The 21,886-nt window shown below is 65.0% G+C and carries 20 protein-coding genes; 7 read left to right on the top strand and 13 right to left on the bottom strand.

From position 1 onward, the window contains the following. Positions 1-157: 157 nt before the first annotated feature. Positions 158-970, top strand: coding sequence for an ABC transporter substrate-binding protein (locus P9239_RS12810; protein WP_309751324.1), 813 nt, complete (start codon positions 158-160; stop codon positions 968-970). 66 nt (positions 971-1,036) lie between these two features. Here P9239_RS12810 and P9239_RS12805 read toward each other — a convergent pair whose 3' ends face one another. Genes P9239_RS12805 through P9239_RS12790 form a run of 4 tightly spaced genes read right to left on the bottom strand, consistent with a single transcriptional unit; the run spans position 1,037 to position 5,793 of the window. Then, entirely contained in the window at positions 1,037-1,900 is an 864-nt protein-coding gene (locus P9239_RS12805; protein WP_309751323.1) for an HlyD family secretion protein, read from the bottom strand. Positions 1,901-1,941: 41 nt separating this feature from the next. Further along, positions 1,942-2,142, bottom strand: a complete 201-nt coding sequence (locus P9239_RS12800) for a DUF1656 domain-containing protein (RefSeq protein WP_309751321.1) — start codon at positions 2,140-2,142, stop codon at positions 1,942-1,944. Continuing rightward, complete coding sequence (locus P9239_RS12795; protein ID WP_309751319.1) at positions 2,132-4,312, bottom strand: FUSC family protein; 2,181 nt, start codon at positions 4,310-4,312, stop codon at positions 2,132-2,134. Before P9239_RS12795 ends, P9239_RS12800 begins: the two co-directional genes overlap by 11 nt. A gap of 11 nt (positions 4,313-4,323) precedes the next feature. After that, complete coding sequence (locus tag P9239_RS12790) at positions 4,324-5,793, bottom strand: efflux transporter outer membrane subunit (protein ID WP_309751317.1); 1,470 nt, start codon at positions 5,791-5,793, stop codon at positions 4,324-4,326. 226 nt (positions 5,794-6,019) lie between these two features. Between P9239_RS12790 and P9239_RS12785 the strand changes: the two genes are divergently transcribed. Together P9239_RS12785 and P9239_RS12780 are read left to right on the top strand one after the other, a co-directional pair. Continuing rightward, entirely contained in the window at positions 6,020-6,958 is a 939-nt protein-coding gene (locus P9239_RS12785; RefSeq protein ID WP_309751315.1) for a LysR family transcriptional regulator, read from the top strand. 124 nt (positions 6,959-7,082) lie between these two features. Then, the gene (locus tag P9239_RS12780) at positions 7,083-7,247 is read left to right on the top strand and encodes a hypothetical protein (RefSeq protein ID WP_309751313.1); all 165 of its coding nucleotides are present in this window, start codon (positions 7,083-7,085) and stop codon (positions 7,245-7,247) included. Here P9239_RS12780 and P9239_RS12775 read toward each other — a convergent pair. The 5 genes from P9239_RS12775 to wrbA form a co-directional block, all read right to left on the bottom strand. Further along, on the bottom strand, positions 7,244-7,951 hold the full coding sequence (locus P9239_RS12775; protein WP_309751311.1) for an SOS response-associated peptidase: 708 nt from the start codon (positions 7,949-7,951) through the stop codon (positions 7,244-7,246). The genes P9239_RS12780 and P9239_RS12775 overlap by 4 nt on opposite strands. A gap of 20 nt (positions 7,952-7,971) precedes the next feature. Further along, a complete protein-coding gene (locus P9239_RS12770; RefSeq protein WP_309751309.1) occupies positions 7,972-8,775 on the bottom strand; it encodes a metallophosphoesterase in 804 nt (267 codons plus the stop codon). A gap of 20 nt (positions 8,776-8,795) precedes the next feature. Continuing rightward, a complete protein-coding gene (locus P9239_RS12765; RefSeq protein ID WP_309751307.1) occupies positions 8,796-10,229 on the bottom strand; it encodes an FAD-binding oxidoreductase in 1,434 nt (477 codons plus the stop codon). Between the two features lie 166 nt (positions 10,230-10,395). Continuing rightward, on the bottom strand, positions 10,396-10,794 hold the full coding sequence (locus tag P9239_RS12760) for a DUF2069 domain-containing protein (RefSeq protein ID WP_309751306.1): 399 nt from the start codon (positions 10,792-10,794) through the stop codon (positions 10,396-10,398). Positions 10,795-10,801: 7 nt separating this feature from the next. Beyond that, positions 10,802-11,419 carry an NAD(P)H:quinone oxidoreductase gene (gene wrbA / locus P9239_RS12755; protein ID WP_309751304.1) on the bottom strand — a complete coding sequence of 206 codons (618 nt, stop codon included), beginning with the start codon at positions 11,417-11,419 and terminating at the stop codon, positions 10,802-10,804. Between the two features lie 733 nt (positions 11,420-12,152). Here wrbA and P9239_RS12750 point away from each other — a divergent pair. Beyond that, positions 12,153-13,460, top strand: coding sequence for a YihY family inner membrane protein (locus P9239_RS12750; protein WP_309751302.1), 1,308 nt, complete (start codon positions 12,153-12,155; stop codon positions 13,458-13,460). 7 nt (positions 13,461-13,467) lie between these two features. Here P9239_RS12750 and P9239_RS12745 read toward each other — a convergent pair whose 3' ends face one another. The 3 genes from P9239_RS12745 to P9239_RS12735 form a co-directional block, all read right to left on the bottom strand. After that, entirely contained in the window at positions 13,468-13,788 is a 321-nt protein-coding gene (locus P9239_RS12745; protein WP_309751300.1) for an Mpo1-like protein, read from the bottom strand. A gap of 104 nt (positions 13,789-13,892) precedes the next feature. Further along, complete coding sequence (locus P9239_RS12740; protein ID WP_309751298.1) at positions 13,893-14,723, bottom strand: alpha/beta fold hydrolase; 831 nt, start codon at positions 14,721-14,723, stop codon at positions 13,893-13,895. Then, positions 14,720-16,054 (bottom strand): O-acetylhomoserine aminocarboxypropyltransferase, encoded by a 1,335-nt coding sequence (locus P9239_RS12735; protein WP_309751296.1) that lies wholly within the window; start codon positions 16,052-16,054, stop codon positions 14,720-14,722. Before P9239_RS12735 ends, P9239_RS12740 begins: the two co-directional genes overlap by 4 nt. A gap of 230 nt (positions 16,055-16,284) precedes the next feature. Here P9239_RS12735 and P9239_RS12730 point away from each other — a divergent pair, with 230 nt between their 5' ends. The 3 genes from P9239_RS12730 (at position 16,285) to aroC (ending at position 20,048) form a co-directional block, all read left to right on the top strand. After that, on the top strand, positions 16,285-16,752 hold the full coding sequence (locus P9239_RS12730) for a CBS domain-containing protein (protein WP_309751294.1): 468 nt from the start codon (positions 16,285-16,287) through the stop codon (positions 16,750-16,752). A 170-nt stretch (positions 16,753-16,922) separates the two neighbouring features. Further along, entirely contained in the window at positions 16,923-18,875 is a 1,953-nt protein-coding gene (locus P9239_RS12725; protein WP_309751292.1) for an MFS transporter, read from the top strand. Between the two features lie 66 nt (positions 18,876-18,941). After that, entirely contained in the window at positions 18,942-20,048 is a 1,107-nt protein-coding gene (gene aroC, locus P9239_RS12720; protein WP_309751290.1) for a chorismate synthase, read from the top strand. Positions 20,049-20,093: 45 nt separating this feature from the next. Here aroC and P9239_RS12715 read toward each other — a convergent pair whose 3' ends face one another. Then, entirely contained in the window at positions 20,094-21,767 is a 1,674-nt protein-coding gene (locus tag P9239_RS12715; RefSeq protein ID WP_309751288.1) for an electron transfer flavoprotein-ubiquinone oxidoreductase, read from the bottom strand. Positions 21,768-21,886: the final 119 nt, after the last annotated feature.

Here is a 21,886-nt window from a genome sequence, read left to right as displayed (position 1 = left end):
CGCACGCGCGCTACAATCGCGACCCTGTGCTTGATGCGGTGCATCAAAAGTCTGTGCGTCGTTTGAGCGTTTTTATTGACGCCGCGATGCTGAAGTAGCCGGCCTTGTGCCGCATCGGACGACAGATCACGAAACAACTGGAAGGAGATGGCAGCAGATGAAATCGCAATGGATCAACCGCAAGCTCGCGGCGTTCGCCGTGCTCGGCGCCGTGACCGCAGCGGGCGCCGCGTCGCTTACCGCGCACGCCGCCGACAACATGAAGGAACTGCGCTTTGGCGTCGAGGCGTCGTATGCGCCGTTCGAGTCGAAGACGCCGGCAGGCGAACTGACGGGCTTCGACATCGACATCGGCAACGCGGTTTGCGCGAAGCTCAAGATGAAGTGCGTGTGGGTCGAAAACTCGTTCGACGGGCTGATTCCGGCTTTGCAGGCGCGTAAGTTCGACGGCATCAATTCGGATATGACGATCACCGACAAGCGCAAGGTCGCGATCGACTTCACCGATCCCATCTACACGATTCCGAATCAGTTGATCGCGAAGAAGGGCAGCGCGATCCTGCCGACGGTCGATGGACTGAAGGGCAAGCGCGTCGGCGTGCTGCAGGGTTCGATTCAGGAGACCTACGCGAAGGCCAAGTGGGCGCCCGCGGGCATCGATGTGGAGTCGTATCAGGCGCAGGATCAGATCTACGCGGATCTCGGCTCCGGGCGTCTGGATGCGGCGTTTCAGGATGCCGAGGCGGCGTCGAAGGGTTTCCTGAAGCAGCCGCAGGGCGCGGGGTTTGCGTTCGCGGGTCCGGCAGTGACGGATGACAAGCTGCTCGGCTCGGGTGTGGGCTTCGGCGTGCGCAAGAACGACCACGCACTGAAGGATGCGCTCAACCGCGCGCTGAAGGAACTGAAGGACGACGGCTCGCTCGACCGGCTCGCCGCGAAGTACTTCGATGTGAAGGTGGTGTTGAAGTAAGGGCGTGAGTTGGGAAAGCCCGCTTCGGTTTTGGGCGGGGCGGGCTTTTTTGCATGTTCCCTTCGCTCACATCGACGGCGCAATCACCACCGTGCACGTCGTCCCCGCCGCGAGCATGACGCCTTGCGGCACGTCGTCGATTCTCACGCGCACCGGCACGCGCTGCGCGAGCCGCACCCAATTGAACGTCGGGTTCACATCGGCAAGCAGTTCGCGGCTTTGCGGATTGTCGCGGTCATAGATGCCGCGCGAGATGCTCTCGACATGTCCGGTCAGCTCGCCGCCGCTCATCAGGCGAATCTGCGCGCGGTCGCCGACGCGCACATGTGGCAGCTTCGTTTCCTCGAAGTAGCCGTAGACCCAGAACGAATGACTATCGACGATGGCGAGCTTCGGCGTGCCCGCCGTCGCGTAGTCGCCGCGATACACGTTCAGGTTCGTCACATAGCCGTCCACCGGCGAATAGACCTTCGTACGCTCCAGATTCAGCTTCGCCGCATCGAGCGCGGCCTGCGCCTGCTGAAGCTGCGCAGCCGCCGTCGATGCCGTCTGCATCGCGTTTTCCTGCGCTTCCTTCGAGACGACGAGGCTGTCCATGTCCGCGCGTCGCGCCGCGTCCGAGCGGCGCATACGCAACTCGGCGGCGCGCGCCGCGACGTTCGCCTCGGCCTGTTCGACCGCGATCCGGTAATGCGACGGATCGATCTCCATCAGCAAATCGCCTTTCGCAACGAACTGGTTGTCGCGCACGGGCATCTGCACGACCGCGCCCGACACGTCCGGCGCGACATTGACGACATCGGCGCGCACGCGGCCATCGCGCGTCCACGGCTCGTCCATGTAATGCACCCACAGCATGCGACCGATGACGAGCGCGGCCGCGAAAATGACGATCGTCATGACGAAGCCGATGATTTTCCTGAGAACCATGATGCAACTCTTCTAAACGTGTGTGAGCGAATGCCTGCGTTTCAGCGATACACCGCGAGCCCGAGCGCGCCGCAAATGCAGACGAGCAGGCTCGCGCGAAACAGCGCCGGATGCCAGACCACGCGATAGATGCCCGTCAGCCCGAGCGCGCGGTCGATCACCCAGGTGATGAGCGCGCCCGCGGCAAAGAGGACGAGCAGCGTCGGCACATAGGCTTCGAGAATCGCGGTGTCACGCGGCATGGGGCGCTCCTTGGGGTGAATCGGGTTCGAGCGTGGCGAACGGCGACTCGCGGTCGAGCAGCGCCGTGCGAATGAAATGCAGATGACTGAGCATGCGTTGCAGCCGATGCCGCTCTTCGCGCGGATGCTCCGACGCGGCGATGAGACGCTGCACTTGCGCGATGGCCGTGCCGGCTTGTTTGAGCGCGGCGTCGAAGCGCGCGGCACCGGGCCGGTCGAAGAGGCGCGCGACGGCATCGAGCGTGGCGTCGATCTCGCGTCGCCACGGCAGCGAGGCGCTGTGATCCGGCGCATCCGACAGCGCCGCGATTTCACGCCGCAAATCGATCACCGCGCGCCCAACCTCCAGCACCGCGAAAAGCCACTGCAGCGCTTCGCGTTGCAGCGCGGGCCGTCCGGCGGCGAGCGCGTCGATCTGCGAAAGAACATCGCGCGTGCGGCTTTCGAAGCGCGTCGCCACGCTCGCGAGCCGGCCGCGTCGCGCGAGCACGACTTCGCGGCGCAGGTCCGCGAGCAAGAGACGCCGCAGCCACGGCGCATCGGTGGGCAGGAAGATCGCGAACGCGACGGCCGACACGATCATCGACAGCACGAGCGCAATGGCGTCGTTCATGAAGCCGGTCGGATCGTAGTGAACGAGGTTGTCCGGTCCTGCGAGAAAACAGAAAAAGATGCAATAGCCGATGCCCACGCCGGCCACCGGACGCCGCGTGCTCAGGAACGTGCCGAGCAGCAGCGCGGGCACGAGCGCGACGCACATCAGCACGAAGCCGTCCATGTGCGGAAACACGCCGAACACCACGATCATGCCGACCGCGGCGGCGAGTGCGGTGCCGATGGCCATTTGCGCCGACATGAGCGTCGGGCGCGCCGACGACGACGCGAGCGCGCAGACGGCCGCCGCGTTCAGCACCATGGTGCCGCCGCTCGGCCACGCGGTCGCGATCCAGAACGCGCTCAGCACGAACATCACGATGGCGCCGCGCACGCCGGCAATGGCAGCCGCGACGAGGTTGGTCTTCGGCACGTAGCGCGCGGCCGAGCGTTCCCGTTCATGCGACGGCGAAGCCAGCGATGCGTAGGTCTCCGCATAGGCCAGCATGTCGTCGACGAAGCGATACAGCAGTTCGGTCGCGGTATCGAATTCGAGCGGCGCGAACGCCGGATCGCTCGTGCGCGTCTCGCGCGCCGAACGCACGCGCTTCGGAAGCGCGGCCTTGAAGTCGCGCAATCGCGCGGCGGCGTGCGCGGCTTCTGCGGCGTTGCGCACGGGCACGCCTGCGTCGAGCAAAAGCGGCGGCACTTCGTGGATGAACGGCGTCAGCGCCGCGATGGTCGTCGCGGACGCGCTGTCGCGCAGGCGGTTCATCAACTGATGCAGTGCGTGGAAGCGCGTCGACGCCGTCATGAATTCGCTATTGAGGCGCGCGAGCCGCCCGCCGCGACGCCGCGATTCCGGGTGCTCGAACATGGCGACAGTGCGCGCCGCCTCGAAGCCGACGATATCCGCGACGAAGCCGAGATTCGCCCGCTCGATCTGCGCGCGCTCCATGTGGCCGGACATCGCGCGACACACGTAATCGACGAACTGCGTGAAGCGGCGGCGCACGGTCGCGCGAATCTGCTCGCCCGCGTGCTGCGGAAACACGAGCGCGCTCACCGCGCCCGCGCAGACGATGCCGAGCGTCACTTCGCCCACGCGCGTGAGCGCCGACAGATACGCGCCGTCCGCGTGCTGCGCGGCCGGAATGCCGATGAGCGCCGCCGTATAGCCCGCGAGCACGAAGCCGTAAGAGCGGAAATTGCGGTTGCGCGCCGCGCCCGCCGTGCAGATGCCGACCCACAGCGCCGTCGCCGACAAGAAAAGGACGGGCTGCTGCGCGAAAAGGCCGATCAGCGCGAGCATCACGACGAGCCCGACCATCGTGCCGCAGAAACGATAGAAACTCTTTGCGAGCACCATGCCGCTTTGCGGCTGCATCACGACGAAGACCGTGGTCATGGCGGTGCGCGGCTGCTGCATGTCGAGGCGCATGGCGATCCAGAGCGCGAGCAGCGCCGCGAGCACGGCCTTGAAGATGTAGACCCACGCGAGGCCGTCGGTGCGTGCCCAGTCGGCGAACGCGGCCATCGGCGTGATGCGCGCGGGCTTGGCTGTGGAGGATGACATGCGCGTTGCCTCTACTTCTCGCCGCCGGCGCGGGCGAACCGCCCGATGTGCTTCGACGGCGCGAGCGTCGCTTCGTCCGGCCCGTTCGCGGGATCGTCGATGCCGCCGCCGAGCGCCGCCGTGAGCGTCGCGTAAGCGCCGAGCCGTTGCGCCCGTACGCGCGCCTGGCCGTCCTGCGCGCGCAGAAGTTGCGATTGCGCAATCAGCACGTTGACGTAATCGGTCAGGCCGCGCTTGTAGCCTTCGTTGGCGAGGTCGTAGTTCTTGCGCGCGGCGGCGACCGAGCGGCCGGACGCGTCCAGTTGCGTATCCAGCGATTGCACGCGCACGACCTGATCGGCGATATCCTTGAGCGCCGCGACGAGCGTCGCGTTGTAGTGATCCACCGCCTGATCGTATTGCGCCGACGCCGCGCCGAGCTGCGCGCGCAGCCGTCCGCCTTCAAAGATCGGCAGTGAGATTGCCGGCCCGAAGGCATAACCGGTCGCTTTGCTCGTCAGGAAACTGAGCAGTGCGCCGCCCGCGAACATCTGCGTAAGGGACGCCGCCAGATTGATGTTCGGATAAAACTGCGCCTTCGCGACGTCGATGCCGCGCGCCTGTGCCGCCACCATCCAGCGCGCCGCGACCATATCCGGCCGATGCCCGACCAGTTCCGCCGGCAAGGAAGAGGGAAGCGGCAGCGGCGTCGCGAGCGACAGCGCCGGGCGCGTCAGGGCTTCGCCCGCGCCGGGGCCTTCACCGGCGAGCGCCGCCAGTTGATGACGCGCGAGCTGTATCGCTTCCTTGTACAGATCGATCTGGCGTTCGTACTCCGGCAGCGGCGCTTCGGCCTGACTCACTTCGAGTTGCGTGCCGAGCCCGCCTTTGAGCCGCCGACGCGCGAGTTCGGCTATACGCTCCTGCTGCTCGAACGTTTGCTGCGCGATGTCGAGCAGCGCGAACGACTGCGAAAAGCCGATGTAGGCGCGCACGACGTTCGTTTCAAGTTCGAGTTGCGCGGCCCGCGCGTCGGCGGCACGCACATGGGCGACATCGAGCGCGCGCTCGGCGGCGTGTTCGTCGCGGCCCCAGAGGTCGAGATCGTAGGAAAGCGAGAGGCCGGCGGTGTTGTCCCACGTTGTGGCGTCGGCGTAGGGGCCGGGACCGTAGAACGCGTTGTCCGGCCACGCCTTGCGCGTGACGCTCATGGTGCCGTCGACATGCGGAAGCAGCGCGGAGCGCGCGACGCCCGCTTGTTCCCGCGCTTCGCGCACGCGCGCTGCGGCGATGGCGAGCGACGGATTGCCGGCCGTCGCGCGCGCGATCCATGCGTCCAGTTGCGGGTCGCGATAGGCGCGCCACCATTGCGCGTCCGGCCAGGCGGCGTCGGCGTTCGCGGCGCGCATGGCGGCTTCGATCGAGCGGCCGGCATCGAGCGTCGAAGCGTCTTTCAGCGAGTCTTGCGGCGCGATCTTGCCGGTGCTTGCGCACCCCGCCATCGTTAGTATTGTTGTAAGCAACGCGGCGCAACTCGCGATTCTGAACCCCCGGCCTTGCACGTTCCGCTCCCAACCCTCGAGTCGATCAAGCGGCGATTATATTTTTGCAACGATCCGCGAATAACCGGCGCTGTCGCAAAGGATTCTTGCAATCCATGAGAAAGTCGAATCTTGCAGCTCGTGCAAAAATGCATGGGCAGAAAGACAGATCAGGGTCGAAGAGGTTATGGACACGCTCCAAAACATGCGCGTTTTCGTGCGCGTGGTCGAAGCCGGGAGCTTCACTGGCGCGGCGCAGCATCTGAATACGACGACGGCTTACGCGTCGCGGGCCGTATCGGATCTGGAAGCGCATCTGCGCACGCGCCTTTTGAATCGCACGACGCGCCGCATTGCGCTGACCGAGGCGGGCGAGCGTTATCTGCAACGCTGCGAGCAGATTCTGGCGTATGTGGATCAGGCCGAAGCCGAAGCCAGCGACGCCCACGCGCGCCCGGCCGGCCGGCTCAAAGTGCATTCGATGACGAGCTTCGGCCAGCACTATGTCGTGCCGATGATTTCGCGTTATCAGGAGCGGCATCCGTCCGTGCAGGTCGATCTGACGCTTGCGCAGCGCATGCCGGATTTGCTGGACGAAGGCTACGACGTGTCGCTCGTGCTTGCTTCCGAACTGCCGGACTCGGGACTCGTGTCCGCTCGGCTCGGCACGGTGTTCAGCATTGCGTGTGCGTCGCCTGCGTACATCGAAAAACACGGCGCGCCGCACGTCTTGTCCGATCTCGTGCACCACACGTGTCTGCACCTGGTCACGCCGGTGTTTCCGCCCGGCCGCTGGGTCTTCGACGGCCCCAGCGGACAGGAGACCGTGACGCTCGGGCCGTCGACCTTCACGGTGAACGTCGCGGAGGCAATGGTCGTCGCGATTCGCGAGGGCATGGGCATCGGCGTGCTGCCGACGTCCTCGGCGCTACCCGCATTGCGCGCCGGCACGCTGGTGCGAGTGCTCCCGCAATATACGATGCAGGAGCTGATCGTGTATGCACTGTATCCGTCGCGTCAGTATCTGGATGCGAAGATCCGCACGTGGGTCGAGTTCCTGCGCGAGGCGCTGCCCGCGACGCTCGCCGCCGATGAAGAGTCGCTCAAGGAATTCGTGGCGACGTGATGGGCGTTTGACGCGCTTTTCAGTTACGGAATAAAGCGCGGTGCAACACTTGCTTACTCCCGATCCGACCGCAGCTTGATAAGGTCTGAGCTTCCCTCAACGCAGCTTTTCGGGAATAAGTCGAATGAGCACGCCTCTTCTCTTTGCCCTTGCCGCGCTTCTGGTGTTGATCGCCGTGCCGGCCTCGCGCGATCTTTTTCAGGCAATGCGCGCACAGTCCGAGCGTGAGGCGAAGCGGCGCCTCGTGCCCGTTCGGATCGACGACGAGCGCGACCGTTACCGCCGCTAAGCCGCTTCCAGCGGCTCGATGAGCCGCGGCTCGTCGTTCAGCGTGCGGTTGACGTCCGTCGTCACGCGATGCCAGACGAAATGCGCGGCGGGCACGCCGTCCGTCTTCACGAGCGAATGCAGGTCCGCTGGCGTCGCCGCCGTGTCGAGCCAGCGTCTGCCCGTTGAAGGCGAGAAGACGAGCGGACGGCGGTCGTGCACGTCGACTAAGCCTTCGTCCGCCTTCGAAGTCACGAGCACGAAGCCCGCGCCCGGCGTGGCGGCGTCCTCGTCGCGGATGATGCTCGTGAGCGCCGCGAGGAACATCGGTTCGCCGTCCGCGCGGCGGATGAAATACGGCTGCTGGAACGGCTCGCCCGCGCGATCGCCCGGGCGCGGTTCGACGCGCCATTCGAACCAGCCGTCCGCGGGCACGAGAATGCGCGCATTGCGCCACAAGTCACGGAAATACGCACTGGTCGATGCGGTCTCGACGCGCGCGTTGATGGTGTGCGGCAGTTTCTGTTCTCTCGCCCACGGCGGGCAGTAGCCCCAATGCACCGCGCGGATGGTTTCATCGGGATACACCGCGAGCGGATGCGTGCCGGGCGACAGGTTGTAGCCGGGGCGGCGGTCGGCGGCATCCACGAGCACGAACGCGTTTTTCAGATGCAGACGCTGTGCATAGTGCATCGGCAGTCGGTACTGGCTGATTCGGCCGCACATGGCGTCCCTCCGCGTCGACGTCAGATTTCCACAACCTTGTCCCACGCGAACTCGGGGTTCTCCCATCGCTGCGTGCGTTTGTCGAAGTAGCCGCGCGGATTGCAGACGACGCGCGTGTCGTTGACGGTGTAGTCGAACGCGGTATGCGTATGGCCATGAATCCACAGCGCGACGGGCGCGCGGGCGAGCGCCGGCAAGTGGTTGATGAAGCCCGCCGACACGATGTCTTCCGCGTAGCGCGGCGCGAGACTCTCGCGCAGCGGCGCATGATGCGTGACCACGACAGTCTGTCCCGCGAACGGCTTCGCCAGTTCGCTTTCCAGCCACGCGCGCGCCTGCACGTGCAGCGCAAGCGAATCGTCGGGCGTGAAAGCGTGCGGCTCGCCGTCGGGCTCGGGCCAGGCGAGCTGGATCAAGCCGCGATAATCCAGCATGACGTTCGTGCACGCTTCCTTTGCCTTTTCGATTTCGTTCTCGCCCGCGCCGAAGAGCGCGAAGTCGGTCCAGAGTGTGGTGCCGAGCACCCGCCACGCGCCTTTGCGGTCGACCAGCGCCGCGTTGTTCAGATAGTGCACGTTGTCGACGCTGCGCGCGGCGTCGTGCATGGCGGCTTCCATCGCGCCGAATTCGCCGTCGTAATACTCGTGGTTGCCCGGCACGTAGACGACCGGCACGCCGTTGTCGAAGTTTTCCGCCGCCCAGCGCAAGCCTTCGGCGTGATTGTGAATATCGCCCGCGAGCACGACGAGATCGGCGTCAGCGTAAGGAATGGCGAGCGGCTCGTCGCATTCCAGATGCAGGTCCGACAGCACACGAATCTTCATGCGGTGTTCTCCTTACCAGCTCAGGCGTTCCAGCGCACGACCTTGCCGGGGTTCATCAGATTGTCGGGATCGAGCGCCGCCTTGATGGTCTGCATGAGCCGTACTTCCACTGATGACTTCAGGCGCATGGCTTCGTCCACCTTCAGTTGTCCGAGCCCGTGTTCCGCGCTGATGCTGCCGCGATGCTTGTGCACCTGCTCGTAGACGAGCGCGTTGATCGGCGTCTGGAACTCGATCAGGAACGCCTTCTGATCGACGCCTTCGGGCGCCTGCACGTTGTAATGCAGGTTGCCGTCGCCGAGATGCCCGAACGTGACCATGCGCGCGCCGGGCACGGCTTTCGCAATGATCGCATCGGTTTCGTCGATGAAGCGGCCGATGCTGGAAATGGGCACCGCGATGTCGTGCTTGATGTTCAGCCCTTCCTGCGCCTGCGCGAGCGGAATGTGTTCGCGCAAGTCCCAGAACGCCTGCGACTGCGCGAGATTCTCCGCCACCACAGCGTCTTCGACGATGCCGTCTTCGATCGCCTGTTCCATCAGGCGTTCGAAAAGGGCGCGGGCGTGCTCGTCGCTTTCGCTGTCGGACAGTTCGAGCAGAACGGTCTGCGCGTGCGGCTCGCCGAACGGGTAGCGCAGTTGCGGAAAGTGCCGTCCGACGAGACGCATCGAAAAGTCGGACATCAGTTCGAAGCCGGTCAGAAGCGGACCCGTGTGCTGCTGCGCCATGGCGAGGAAGTCGAGCGCGGCATGCGGCGACGCCAGGCCGGCGAGCGCGGTGACCTTGGCGACGGGCGCGGGATGCAGCTTCATCACGGCCGCCGTGATGATGCCGAGCGTGCCTTCCGCCCCGATGAAAAGATCGCGCACGTCGTAGCCGGTATTGTCCTTGCGCAACCCGCGCAGCCCGTCCCAGATTTCGCCGTGCGCCGTCACGACTTCCAGGCCGAGACACAGCTCGCGCGTGTTGCCGTAGCGCAGCACGCCTGTGCCGCCCGCGTTCGTCGAAAGATTGCCGCCGATCGTGCAACTGCCTTCCGCCGCGAGACTCAGCGGGAAGAGACGCTGCGCGCTTGCGGCGCGCGCCTGCATCTCGGCGAGCACGACGCCCGCTTCGACGGTGATCGTGTTGTTATGCGCATCGACATCGCGAATGCGGTTCAGCCGCTTCAGGCTGACGACAGCCTGCACGCCGCTCGCATCCGGCGTCGCACCGCCGGCGAGCCCCGTGTTGCCGCCCTGCGGCACGATGGCCACGCGATGTTCGCGCGCGAGCCGCACGATGCCGGCGACCTGTTCGGTGTTGGCGGGCAGCAGCACGGCACACGCGTTGCCGCGATACCGCTTGCGCCAGTCGACGACATACGGCTCGGTGTCGTGCTCATCGGTGAGGACGTGCGACGCGCCGATCAGTTGAACGCAGGCGTCGATGAAGGTTGCGGCAGAAGCGGTCATGGGCGAAGAAAGATGGGCTGGGACGAAGCGACAGTATCGCGCAGGCCGGCGATGTGCGAACCATCGGCCGAATGGCATAGGCACGCGCGTCGAATGCACTTTGCGCCGAATTTCGTGCTACAAAGCATCACGGCGATGGCACAAAGCGGCGCGACAGCGGTCATGCCTAGCGTTTCCTTGCACGCGCCCCGGAGCGGGCGGCGCGCTTGAACCGCGCGACATAGGCGATCGCGCAGCCGAAGAATGCGAGGGAAAGCAGCGCTTCGAGCCGTGCAAGCCGCGCGGACATGCCCGCGTCGGTCATGCCGCGCACGACGCCTTCGGCGAGATAGAGCAGTACGAGCATGGACGACCATTGCAGCGTGTAAACATTGCGCTTCGCGACGCCAGGCAGCGCGCACGCGAGCGGCAGCGCCTTTAATGCGAGCGTCCAAGCGCCGGGGCGCAACGGCGCGAGCCATAGCTCCCAGAGCAGGGCGAGGACGATGAGCGCGCCGAGACTCGCGGTGGCGCCGACTGCGAATGCGCCGCGGTTTCGGGTTTCGTCGGCTGAAGGCGATTGCATGGCCGATTCAGTTCGCCTGTGCGCCGCGTGCGAGATCGCGGGCGGCGCGCGCAAGCCGTGCGCCGAGCGCAATGGCGAGCGCCTTTTCGTCGGCCGAGATGCCTTGCCGCGCGGCCTCGTCGCCGGTGCGCGCATGATGCGACGCGCCGTAGGGCGTGCCGCCGGTTTGCGTCGTGGTGAGGCGCGACTCCGTGTACGGAATGCCGAGGATCATCATGCCGTGGTGCAGGAGCGGCAGCATCATCGAAAGCAGGGTGGTTTCCTGGCCGCCGTGGAGACTGCCGGTCGATGTGAACACGCTCGCGGGCTTGCCGGCGAGCGCGCCGGAGAGCCATTGCGGCGTGGTGCCGTCGAGGAAATATTTGAGCGGCGCCGCCATGTTGCCGAAGCGCGTCGGCGAGCCGAGCGCGAGGCCCGCGCATTCTTCGAGGTCGCGCAACTCTGCGTAAGGCGGGCCGTCAGCGGGAATCTCGGGCTGCGTGGCTTCGCAGACGGTGGAGACGGGCGGTACGGTACGCACGCGAGCCTGCATGCCGGACACGCTGTCGACGCCCTGCGCGATGGCGAGCGCAAGCTCGCGCGTGGCACCGTGGCGGCTGTAGTAAAGCACGAGGATGTCGTTCATATGAGCTTTTTGTTGAACGGCTATTATAGGGATTGGGTCGGCGTCCGTGGCGGGCGGTCTGGTCGTTGCTGGGTGTTCGCGGTGGGAGATTCTTGCGGAAAGGTAGTGGGCTGGCAGGTTGGCTAATTTCGAACGCGCGGCGGTGGGCTGGATGGTAGCTAGGCCGGGACTTGCGGGGCGAGTCTGAGTCCTGTCGACCGCACAGCTTTCGGCGGAATTAAGGGCTGAAGCCAAAGTATTGGCGACAGCATAGGACCGGGGTAAGGGCTGAAGTCCTGGCTCTGGTCGAATTCGAAGCATGGGACGGGCGAAACCCTTAGTCCCGCCGACCGCGAGACTCGGACCAGAGTAATGGCCAAAGCACGTGGTCTGGGTCGACGGCGAAATATGGAACCAGAGTATGGCTCAAGCATTACTCGAGTCGACCGCGAGCATGGGATGAGAGTAAGGGCGAAAGCGCTGAGTCTCGTCGACCGCAGCGCATGGGACTCTGGGCCAAGGGCTAAAGCCCTAAGTCGCGTCGACCGCACAGCATGGGACCAGAGTAAGGGCTAAAACCCTAACTCTGGTCGACCGCGAAGCATGGGACGGGACTAAGGGCTGAAGCCGTAAGTCCCGTCGACCGCACAGCATGGGACCAGAGTAAGGGCTGAAGCCCTAACTCTGGTCGACCGCGAAGCATGGGACGGGACTAGGGGCTAAAGCCCCAAGTCCCGTCGACAGGAGAAAACGTTTGCAGCGCCTTTCAATCGATCTCGCAGCAGTCAAGCGCCTTGCCGGCTTCGTCGCGCGGCGCATCGGTGAGGATCGCGTCGCGCAAGTCGCGGGCAGTCTCACGTTCACGAGCGTGCTCTCGCTCGTGCCGCTTGCAACAGTCGCTTTCGCGCTGTTTACGGCGTTCCCAATCTTCGGCTCGTTTCAGGCTTCGCTCCAGGACTTTCTCGCGGACCATCTGATGCCCGCGCAGATCAATAGTCAGATTCTCGGGTACCTGAACGAATTCGCGTCGAAGGCCAAAGGGCTCACGACCGTCGGGATGATCATCCTGCTCGTTACGTCCGTCATGACGATGATGACCGTCGAGTCCGCGTTCAACGTCATCTGGCGCGTGAAGAAGGCGCGTCCGATCGCGCAGCGGGTGCTCGTCTACTGGTCCATCATCACGCTCGGGCCGATTCTCTTCGGCTGCAGCCTGTCCATTTCTTCCTACGTCTTCGCGCATTCCGTCGCATACGCGGGCTCGCATAATCTGATGCCGCCCGTCGTCGAATGGCTGCTCACCGGCGTTTCGTTGCCGCTCACGGTGTTCGGCTTCACGATCACGTACGTCTATATGCCCAACTGCAAAGTGGAGTGGCGCGATGCGGTGGTCGGCGGGCTGATCGCGGCGGTCGCTTTCGAAATCGGCAAGCGCGGCTTCGGGCTCTACGTGCGCAGCATTCCGACATATACCGCCGTCTACGGCGCGTTCGCGTCGCTGCCCGTGTTTCTGCTGTGGGTGTATCTATGCTGGATGATCGCGCTCGTCGGCGCGATGCTGACCTCCGCGCTGCCGGCCATTCGTATCGGGCAATTTCATCGGCGCGCGTTTCCGGGCAGCGATCTGCTCGATGCGCTCGAACTGCTCGCGCGGCTCGTCGAGGCACGCGACGAAGGCAAGCCCGGCTACACCGCACTCGAGTTGTCGAAGATGGTGCGCTGCGATCTCGATACGTCCACGCGCATCATCACGCGGCTCGATACGCTCGGCTGGATCGGCAGGCTCGAGGACGCGCGTATGCCGCGCTACGTGCTGATTGCCAATCCGAACCAGATCACGCTCACCATGCTGTTTCAGGAATTCGTGGTGGACCGCGAAGAACTGGAATATCAGCTGGGGCTCGATGCAACGCGCATCGAGCGCGATGCGCTGATGCGCGCGCTGGATAACGACAAACTGGAAGTGACGCTCGGCGCGCTGATCGCGGCGCGCACGCAAGCACTGGCGAATGCGCCGGTGCGCGAGCCCGCGCATTCGCCGATGCCGCGACAAACCGCATGAGCGCGACTCAAAGCGAGATTCTGCCGATGCAGATGTCCTTGAACATCACCCAGTCGCCCATCAGGCTGTAGAGCGGATGGCGGAAGGTGGCGGGGCGGTTCTTCTCGAAGAAGAAGTGCCCGATCCACGCGAAGCCGTATCCGCAGACGACCGCCGCCGGAAGCCACAGCCAGTCGCCGGTGGCGAGCGCCATCGCGAGACAGCCGATCACGCCTAGCGAGCCGATGAAATGCAGCCTGCGCGAGACCAGGTTGCGGTGCTCTTCGAGATAGTACGGATAGAACTCGGCGAAACTCGCGAAGTGTTCTCCGTGTGCCGTCTGCGCCATCATGGCCTCCGTGTCGAACGGTCGCTGCGTGGCGGATATCTTGTCTGATGATCCGCCAGCAAGGTTCATTCTGCGACCGGCGGCTCGTGCGTGCAAGCGGCGCTTCAGCGGCTCGCCGCGCACTCCAGCGCGAACGAAAAAAGCGTATCGAGCACGGCATCCGGCTCTTCCGCCATCAGCGCGTGCCCGCCGCCCAGCTCGGCCGTGCGCACGCGCGCGCCGGCATGGCGGAACGCATCGACGAGTGCGCGGGCCGCGCGCGGAGGTGTCATCACGTCGCGCTTGCCGTATAGCACGCAGACGGGACAGCGCACCGACGCGGCACGGTCGAGCGCCTCCGTGTAACCGTTGCAGGCGCTGAAATCGGTGTGGAAGAGCTGCGCTTCGCCCAATGCGCTGACGCGTTCCATCAGCCGCTGATTCATGCCTTGCAGCCAGAAGCCGGGCGCGGGGCTCGATGGTTTCGCCGCGATGGTCGAGTGCGACCATTGATTCACCATGCCGATGGCCTGCGGCTCGTGATCGCGGGCGGCGTCGAGCAGCGCGTCGGAGACGGTCATCGGCGCGGCGGTCGAGATCAGCGCGAGGCCGGCGGCGCGGTCCGGATAGCGCGCGGCTGCATCGAGCGCGATCAGCGAGCCCATGCTGTGACCGACGAGCGTCGCCCGGCGCACCCGGGCGCCGTCGAGCACGCGCATCACCCAGTCGGCGAGTCCGGCGATGTCGTGCCGCGCGGGACCGTCGCTGCGGCCATGGCCGGGCAGATCGAGCGCCAGCACGCCGAAGCCGTGATGCGCGAAGTAGCGCGTTTGCAGCGCCCAGACGCTGTGGTCGTGCTGCGCGCCGTGAATGAAGACGACGGCCGGGCGCGCCGGGTCGAAAGGCTTGCCGCCCGTGTACGCGTAGGCGCTGTGGCCGTCCAGGTCGAGGATCATGCGCGGCTCCCGGGCGTCGTCGCGGTGGCGCCGTCGCCGCTCTCGGCGGCCTTCTGCGCGGCTTTCAGGCCGCGTTTCAGGTCGTCGATCAGATCGTCGGGATCTTCCAGGCCGATCGACAGGCGTATCCGTCCCGGTCCGATGCCCGCTGCGATGAGCGCGGCCGCATCCATGCGGAAATGCGTCGTGGAGGCGGGATGGATCACGAGCGAGCGCGCGTCGCCGACGTTCGCCAGATGCGAGAACAGCGTCAGCGATTCGATGAACCGGCGCGCCGCCGGCACGCCGCCGCGCAGATCGAAGCTGAACACCGCGCCCGCGCCGCGCGGAAGCAGTCGCTCTGCAAGCGCATGATCGCGATGCGTCGGCAGTTCGGGATAGGCCACGCCTTCGACCGCCGGCGAACTCAGCAGAAACTGGATGACCTTGCGCGTATTCGCGACGTGCCGGTCCATGCGCAACGGCAAGGTTTCGATGCCTTGCAGCAGTTGCCAAGCGGCCTGCGGATGCAAACACGCGCCGAAATCGCGCAAGCCCTCGCGCCGGGCGCGCAGCAGGAACGGCGCGACCGTGCTTTCTTCGGCGAAGACCATGCCGTGAAAGCCCTCGTAAGGCTCGGTGAACTCGGGGAAACGGCCGCTCGCGGTGAAGTCGAACGTGCCGCCGTCCACCAGCACGCCGCCGATGGTCGTGCCGTGGCCGCCGAGAAACTTCGTGGCGGAGTGATAGACCAGATCCGCGCCGTGCTCGAACGGCCGCAGCAGGTAGGGCGTCGTGAAGGTGGAGTCGACGAGCAGCGGCGCGCCGTGCGTATGGGCAATTTGCGCGACGCTCGCGATATCGAGCACGTCGAGCCCCGGATTGCCGAGCGTTTCGCCGAAGAAAAGGCGCGTGTTCGGCCGGGCGGCGGCGCGCCACGCGTCGAGATCGTGCGGCGGCACGAAGGTCGTCTCGATGCCGAAACGCCGCAGCGTGTAATGCAGCAGATTGTGGGAGCCTCCATACAGCGCGGCCGACGCGACGATATGCGAACCCGCGCCCATCAGCGTGGCGATGGCCAGATGCAGCGCGGCCTGACCGCTCGCCGTGCCGATCGCCCCGACGCCGTTTTCCAGCGCGGCGACGCGTTCCTCGAACACCGCGACCGTCGGATTCGAGATGCGCGAGTACACGTGCCCGGAGCGTTCCATGTTGAAGAGCGCGGCGGCGTGGTCGGTATCGCGAAAAGAGAATGACGTGGTCTGATAGATGGGCGTCGCGCGGGCGCCGGTGGCGGGATCGGGCGCGGCGCCCGCGTGCAGCGCGAGCGTGTCGAAGCGGTTGGCTGGCATCGTCGGCGGCCGGCGCGGCATGCGTCCGGCGGAAATGTCGGTCGGTCATCCTATCATCGCGGCGGCGCGCGCAAACCTAGGGCGAACGCCTGCGGTTCTGCCGCAGAGCCTTATCCGAAAGGCTAACGCGGGCGTCGTTCGCTTTCCTTTTGCGGGCCTTTCCGATAGCATCGACCCATGGTTTCACAAACGCTTCGGCATCTGAACAGGCATTTCGCAAGGAGAAAGTCATGCGAGTCAGCGACATTCTGAAGGTGAAGGGCAACGCGCTATTCACCGTTACGCCCGATACGCCGCTCTCCGACGCGATCAACGTCATGGCGGCGCACGATATCGGCTCGCTCGTCGTCATGGAATACGGCGATCTGGTCGGCATGCTGACTTTCCGCGAAATCATTCTGACGTTGCGCGACAACGGCGGCGGCGTCGGCACCACGACCATCCGCAAGGTCATGGACGACCACCCGCTCACCTGCACGCCGGAAACGGACGTGAACGAGATTCGCCGCATGATGCTGGAGCATCACGTGCGCTATCTGCCGGTCATGGAAAACCGCGCGCTGATGGGCGTCATCTCGTTTTACGACGTGGCGAAGGCTGTGGTCGAGGAGCAAGGTTTTGAAAATCGCATGCTGAAAGCGTATATCCGCGACTGGCCGGAAGAGCAGGGCCAGCAGGAGCAGCAGAACGTCCGTTGAAGTTTAGCCAGCGTCACGCCGGGCGCGTCGTTGTCGTCGTCGCGCGGCACGCTGCAGCCACCGCAACGGCATTGCCGAAGCCGAAACCGAAACATCGCAGCGCGCCGAAGGGCGCGTTTTTTTTTCGCCCGGCGTTCGAGCACACAAAGACACAAACCGGTCGATAACTCATGAGTGACAATCCACTGCGCGCAAAGCATGACGCCGGCGCGCGCGCTTCCCGCGGCTCGCATGCCGCGGAGGAAAGCCAGTTTCGCCTGCTGCGCGAGCGCCGCTTTGCACCGTTCTTCTGGACGCAGTTTCTCGGCGCAATGAACGACAACGTCTTCAAGGTCGGTTTCACGTCGCTCGTGACGTTCCAGGCCGCGCGCTTCTCCGGCGTCGATCCGAAGACGGCGGCGTTTCTGATTTCCGCCATCTTCATCCTGCCGTTCGTGCTGTTCTCGGCGACTTCCGGGCAGATCGCCGACAAGTACGACAAGGCCGTGCTCGCGCGTCTCGTGAAGAGCTTCGAGATCGTCGTGATGCTGATCGGCGGCGCGGGGTTCCTGCTGCACAGCGCGCCCTTGCTGTACCTCTGCACCTTCCTGATGGGCGTGCATTCCACCGTCTTCGGTCCCGTCAAATACGCTTATCTGCCGCAGCACCTGAACGGCACGGAACTCGTCGGCGGCAACGGCCTCGTGGAAATGGGCACGTTCGTCGCCATTCTCATCGGCACCATCATCGGCGGGGCGGCGGCTGGCGCGTCCGAGCACGGCGCGCTGTTGCTCGCGGCGGCGTGTCTCGCGTTCGCGGTCGTGGGACGTGTTGTGTCGGCGTTCGTGCCGAAGTCGGAGGCGTCTCAGCGCGACTTGCGCATCAACTGGAATCCGGTGTCCGAGACGTGGCGCAATCTCAAGCTCGCGCGGTCGGATCGCACCGTGTTCTTGAGTTTGCTCGGCATTTCGTGGCTGTGGTTCGTGGGCGCGACGTTTCTCACTTCCTTTTTCAACTTCGCGAAGGACGTGCTTTCCGCGAATCCGGATGTCGTCACTATCCTGCTCGCGACATTTTCGCTGGGCATCGGCACTGGCTCGCTGCTGTGCGAGCGGCTCTCGAAGCGCCGCGTTGAAATTGGACTGGTGCCGCTCGGGTCCATCGGCATCAGCGTATTCGCGATCGATCTTTTCTTCGCGAGCCACCGCATCGCGCCCGCTTCACATCTGCTGAATGTGAGTGAATTTCTGCTCGTGCTGCCGCACTGGCGCATTCTCGCCGATCTGTTTCTGCTCGCCATGTTCGGCGGCTTCTACAGCGTGCCGCTCTACGCGCTGATTCAGGCGCGCAGTCAGCCGACGCACCGCGCACGCATCATCGCCGCGAACAACATCCTCAATTCGTTCTTCATGATCGTTTCGGCGCTGATGGCGCTCGCGCTCACGTCGATGGGCGTCGGCATTCCCGGCCTCTTCCTCGTGACGGCGCTGCTGAACGTGCTCGTCGCCATTTATATCTACTCGCTCGTGCCGGAGTTTCTGCTGCGGTTCATCGCGTGGATGCTGGTGCACACGTTCTATCGCATTCGTCTCGTGGATGCGGCGCACATTCCTTCGCACGGCGCGGCGGTGCTCGTGTGCAATCACGTCAGTTACGTCGATGCGGTCGTCATCATGGCCGAGAGTCCGCGCCCGATTCGCTTCGTCATGGATCATCGCATCTTCCGCACGCCGTTCATCGGCTGGCTGTTCCGTCATGTGAAGGCGATCCCGATTGCGCCCGCGCACGAGGACGCGGAACTGCTCGAACGCGCGTATGAGTCATGCCAACGCGCGCTCGAAGACGGCGATCTGATCTGCATCTTTCCCGAGGGAAAACTTACGCGTACCGGGGAAATGAACCCGTTCAGGCACGGAATCTCGGAGATACTGCGGCGGCATCCGGCGCCCGTCGTGCCGATGGCGCTGCGCGGGTTGTGGGGCAGCGTTTTCTCGCGCGATGAGGGCGCGCAGTGGCCGCGTCCTATTCGGCGGGGCGTGATGACGCGCCTGACGCTCGCAGTAGGCGAAGCGATCGCGCCGGAAGATGCGACGCCGCAGCACTTGCAGGACCGCGTGACGGCGCTGCGCGGCGCGCGACTATAGCGGTCGACGCCAGGCGGCGCTGGCATAATAGCGGTCTTCCCCGACACTCTTCTCAGGTCGACGCTCATGTCCGGCAACACCCTTGGCACGCTCTTCACCGTCACGAATTTTGGCGAATCGCACGGACCGGCGATCGGCTGCGTGATCGACGGCTGCCCGCCGGGCATGGCGCTGACGGAAGCCGACATTCAGTCGGAACTGGATCGGCGCCGTCCGGGCACGTCGCGTCACGTGACGCAGCGGCAGGAAGCGGATCAGGTAGAGATTTTGTCGGGCGTGTTCGAAGGCGTCACCACGGGCACGCCCATCGCGCTGCTCATCCGCAACACGGATCAGCGCAGCAAGGACTACGGCAACATCGCCGAGACGTTCCGTCCGGGTCACGCGGACTACACCTACTGGCAAAAGTACGGCGTGCGCGATTATCGCGGCGGCGGCCGGTCGTCCGCCCGCCTGACTGCGCCGACGGTCGCGGCGGGCGCGGTCGCGAAGAAGTGGCTGCGCGAGAAGTTCGGCATCGAGACGCGCGGATACATGAGCGCGCTGGGCGAGATTCCGATCCCGTTCGTCGACTGGAAGCACGTGCGCGAGAATCCGTTCTTCGCGCCGAACTCGGAGGTCGTGCCGCAACTCGAGGCCTACATGGACGCACTGCGCCGCGACGGCGATTCGGTCGGCGCGCGCATCGACGTGGTGGCGAGCGGCGTGCCGGTCGGACTCGGCGAACCGCTGTACGACCGGCTCGATGCCGACATCGCGCACGCGATGATGGGCATCAACGCCGTGAAGGGCGTGGAGATCGGCGCGGGCTTCGCGAGCGTCGCGCAACGCGGCTCGCAGCACGGCGACGAGATGACGCCGGAAGGCTTCGCCACCAATCACGCGGGCGGCATCCTGGGCGGCATTTCGAGCGGTCAGGACATCACCGTGTCCATCGCGATCAAGCCGACCTCTAGCATCCGCACGCCGCGTCAGTCCGTCGACAAGTCGGGCGCGCCGGCTACCGTCGAGACCTTCGGGCGCCATGATCCGTGCGTCGGCATTCGTGCGACGCCCATCGCGGAGGCGCTGCTCGCGCTCGTGCTCATGGACCACGCGCTGCGGCACCGCGCGCAATGCGGCGATGTGGCCGTCGCCACGCCGAAGATTCCCGCGCACGTACCGGGCAAATAACGCCGCTTGAAAAAGAAGCGCCGGTCCTGGGAACCGGCGCTCTCGTTACATGTTCGGATAGTTCGGTCCGCCGCCGCCCTCCGGCGTCACCCAGACAATGTTCTGCGTCGGATCCTTGATATCGCACGTCTTGCAGTGAACGCAGTTCTGCGCGTTGATCTGCAGGCGGTCGCTGCCGTCTTCCGATTTCACGAATTCGTAGACGGCGGCGGGGCAGTAGCGACCTTCCGGGCCGGCATACGTTCGCAGATTCACGTTGACCGGCACGCTCGCGTCTTTCAGCGTCAGATGCGCTGGCTGATTCTCTTCGTGATTCGTGTTCGAGATGAAGACGGACGAAAGGCGGTCGAACGTGAGCTTGCCGTCGGGCTTCGGATACACGATCGGCTTGCACTGCGACGCCGGCTTCAGCATCTCATGATCCCAATGCTGATGATGCAGCGTCCACGGCACGTTGCCGCCCATCACTTTCTGCTCCAGCCCGACCATGAACGAGCCGAGGTACAGGCCTTTGCTCATCCATTGCTTGAAATTGCGCGCGCGGTAAAGCTCGGTCTTGAGCCAGGAGTTTTCGAACGCTTCCGGGTAGGCCGTCAGTTCGTCGCTCTGACGTCCGGCCTGCACGGCGTCGAACGCCGCTTCGGCGGCCATCTTGCCGGTCTTGATCGCCGCGTGGCTACCCTTGATGCGCGAGGCGTTCAGAAAGCCGGCGTCATCGCCCACGAGCGCGCCGCCCGGAAACGTGAGCTTCGGCAGCGACATCAGGCCGCCCGCCGTGATCGCGCGAGCGCCGTAGGACAGGCGCTTGCCGCCTTCGAGAAACCCGCGGATCGACGGATGCGTCTTGTAGCGCTGGAATTCCTCGAACGGCGACAGGTACGGATTCGAATACCCGAGCCCGACCACGAAGCCGACCACGACCTGGTTGTTGTCCATGTGGTAGAGGAACGACCCGCCGTAAGTATCGGGTTCCAGCGGCCAGCCGGCCGTGTGGATGACGAGGCCGGGCTTGTGCTTGACCGGATCGATTTCCCACAATTCCTTGATGCCGATGCCGTACACCTGCGGATCGGCATTCCGGTTCAGCTTGAATTTGTCGATCAACTGGCGCCCGAGATGCCCGCGTGCGCCCTCGCAGAAAAGCGTGTACTTGGCGTGCAGTTCCATGCCGAGCTGGAAGTTTTCGGTCGGTTGCCCGTCTTTGCCGACGCCCATGTTCCCCGTCACGACACCGCGCACGGAGCCGTCCTCGGCGTATAGCACTTCCGCTGCCGGAAAGCCGGGGAAGATCTCGACGCCGAGCGCCTCGGCCTGCTGCCCGAGCCAGCGCGTGACGTTGCCGAGGCTGACGACGTAGTTGCCGTGATTCTTGAAGTTGTCGGGAAGCAGCCAGTTCGGCACCTGCTTCGCGCCCGTCGGCGAAAGAAACAGAAAGCGGTCTTCCGTCACTTCCACGTCGAGCGGCGCGCCTTGTTCCTTCCAGTCGGGAATGAGTTCGGTGAGGCCGCGCGGGTCCATCACCGCGCCCGAGAGGATGTGCGCGCCGATCTCGGAGCCTTTTTCTAGCACGCAGACGCCGATTTCCGCGCCTTTTTCCGCCGCCAGTTGCTTCAGGCGGATCGCGGCCGACAAACCGGCTGGCCCGCCGCCGACGATCACGACGTCGTATTCCATCGATTCGCGGGGACCGTATTGCTCGATAAGGCTCGCCGGGGTCATCAATGCTCCTCTCTACCGTTAGAATGGCCTTCTAAGATCGCGTATTGTCAGCGAACGTCAGGCGGGCTGCAACCGAAGGTGTCTCGATCCGCACGATCGTACTATTTTTCGTGACGCCT

The organism is Caballeronia sp. LZ062, from assembly GCF_031450785.1.
GTDB lineage: Bacteria > Pseudomonadota > Gammaproteobacteria > Burkholderiales > Burkholderiaceae > Caballeronia.
The sequence above is the reverse complement of the archived record's forward strand: the minus strand, read 5'-3'. Positions and strand labels throughout refer to the sequence as shown.

Excerpts from the sequence above, each read along its gene's own strand:
- P9239_RS12725 (WP_309751292.1), top strand. The coding sequence starts at position 16,923 with ATGAGTGACAATCCACTGCGCGCAAAGCATGACGCCGGCGCGCGCGCT.
- P9239_RS12805 (WP_309751323.1), bottom strand. The coding sequence starts at position 1,900 with ATGGTTCTCAGGAAAATCATCGGCTTCGTCATGACGATCGTCATTTTC.
- P9239_RS12740 (WP_309751298.1), bottom strand. The coding sequence starts at position 14,723 with ATGATCCTCGACCTGGACGGCCACAGCGCCTACGCGTACACGGGCGGC.
- P9239_RS12745 (WP_309751300.1), bottom strand. The coding sequence starts at position 13,788 with ATGGCGCAGACGGCACACGGAGAACACTTCGCGAGTTTCGCCGAGTTC.
- P9239_RS12760 (WP_309751306.1), bottom strand. The coding sequence starts at position 10,794 with ATGCAATCGCCTTCAGCCGACGAAACCCGAAACCGCGGCGCATTCGCA.
- P9239_RS12735 (WP_309751296.1), bottom strand. The coding sequence starts at position 16,054 with ATGCCAGCCAACCGCTTCGACACGCTCGCGCTGCACGCGGGCGCCGCG.
- P9239_RS12765 (WP_309751307.1), bottom strand. The coding sequence starts at position 10,229 with ATGACCGCTTCTGCCGCAACCTTCATCGACGCCTGCGTTCAACTGATC.
- P9239_RS12715 (WP_309751288.1), bottom strand. The coding sequence starts at position 21,767 with ATGACCCCGGCGAGCCTTATCGAGCAATACGGTCCCCGCGAATCGATG.
- P9239_RS12790 (WP_309751317.1), bottom strand. The coding sequence starts at position 5,793 with ATGGCGGGGTGCGCAAGCACCGGCAAGATCGCGCCGCAAGACTCGCTG.
- P9239_RS12730 (WP_309751294.1), top strand. The coding sequence starts at position 16,285 with ATGCGAGTCAGCGACATTCTGAAGGTGAAGGGCAACGCGCTATTCACC.
- P9239_RS12770 (WP_309751309.1), bottom strand. The coding sequence starts at position 8,775 with ATGAAGATTCGTGTGCTGTCGGACCTGCATCTGGAATGCGACGAGCCG.
- P9239_RS12810 (WP_309751324.1), top strand. The coding sequence starts at position 158 with ATGAAATCGCAATGGATCAACCGCAAGCTCGCGGCGTTCGCCGTGCTC.
- P9239_RS12795 (WP_309751319.1), bottom strand. The coding sequence starts at position 4,312 with ATGTCATCCTCCACAGCCAAGCCCGCGCGCATCACGCCGATGGCCGCG.
- P9239_RS12780 (WP_309751313.1), top strand. The coding sequence starts at position 7,083 with ATGAGCACGCCTCTTCTCTTTGCCCTTGCCGCGCTTCTGGTGTTGATC.
- wrbA (WP_309751304.1), bottom strand. The coding sequence starts at position 11,419 with ATGAACGACATCCTCGTGCTTTACTACAGCCGCCACGGTGCCACGCGC.
- aroC (WP_309751290.1), top strand. The coding sequence starts at position 18,942 with ATGTCCGGCAACACCCTTGGCACGCTCTTCACCGTCACGAATTTTGGC.
- P9239_RS12800 (WP_309751321.1), bottom strand. The coding sequence starts at position 2,142 with ATGCCGCGTGACACCGCGATTCTCGAAGCCTATGTGCCGACGCTGCTC.
- P9239_RS12775 (WP_309751311.1), bottom strand. The coding sequence starts at position 7,951 with ATGTGCGGCCGAATCAGCCAGTACCGACTGCCGATGCACTATGCACAG.
- P9239_RS12785 (WP_309751315.1), top strand. The coding sequence starts at position 6,020 with ATGGACACGCTCCAAAACATGCGCGTTTTCGTGCGCGTGGTCGAAGCC.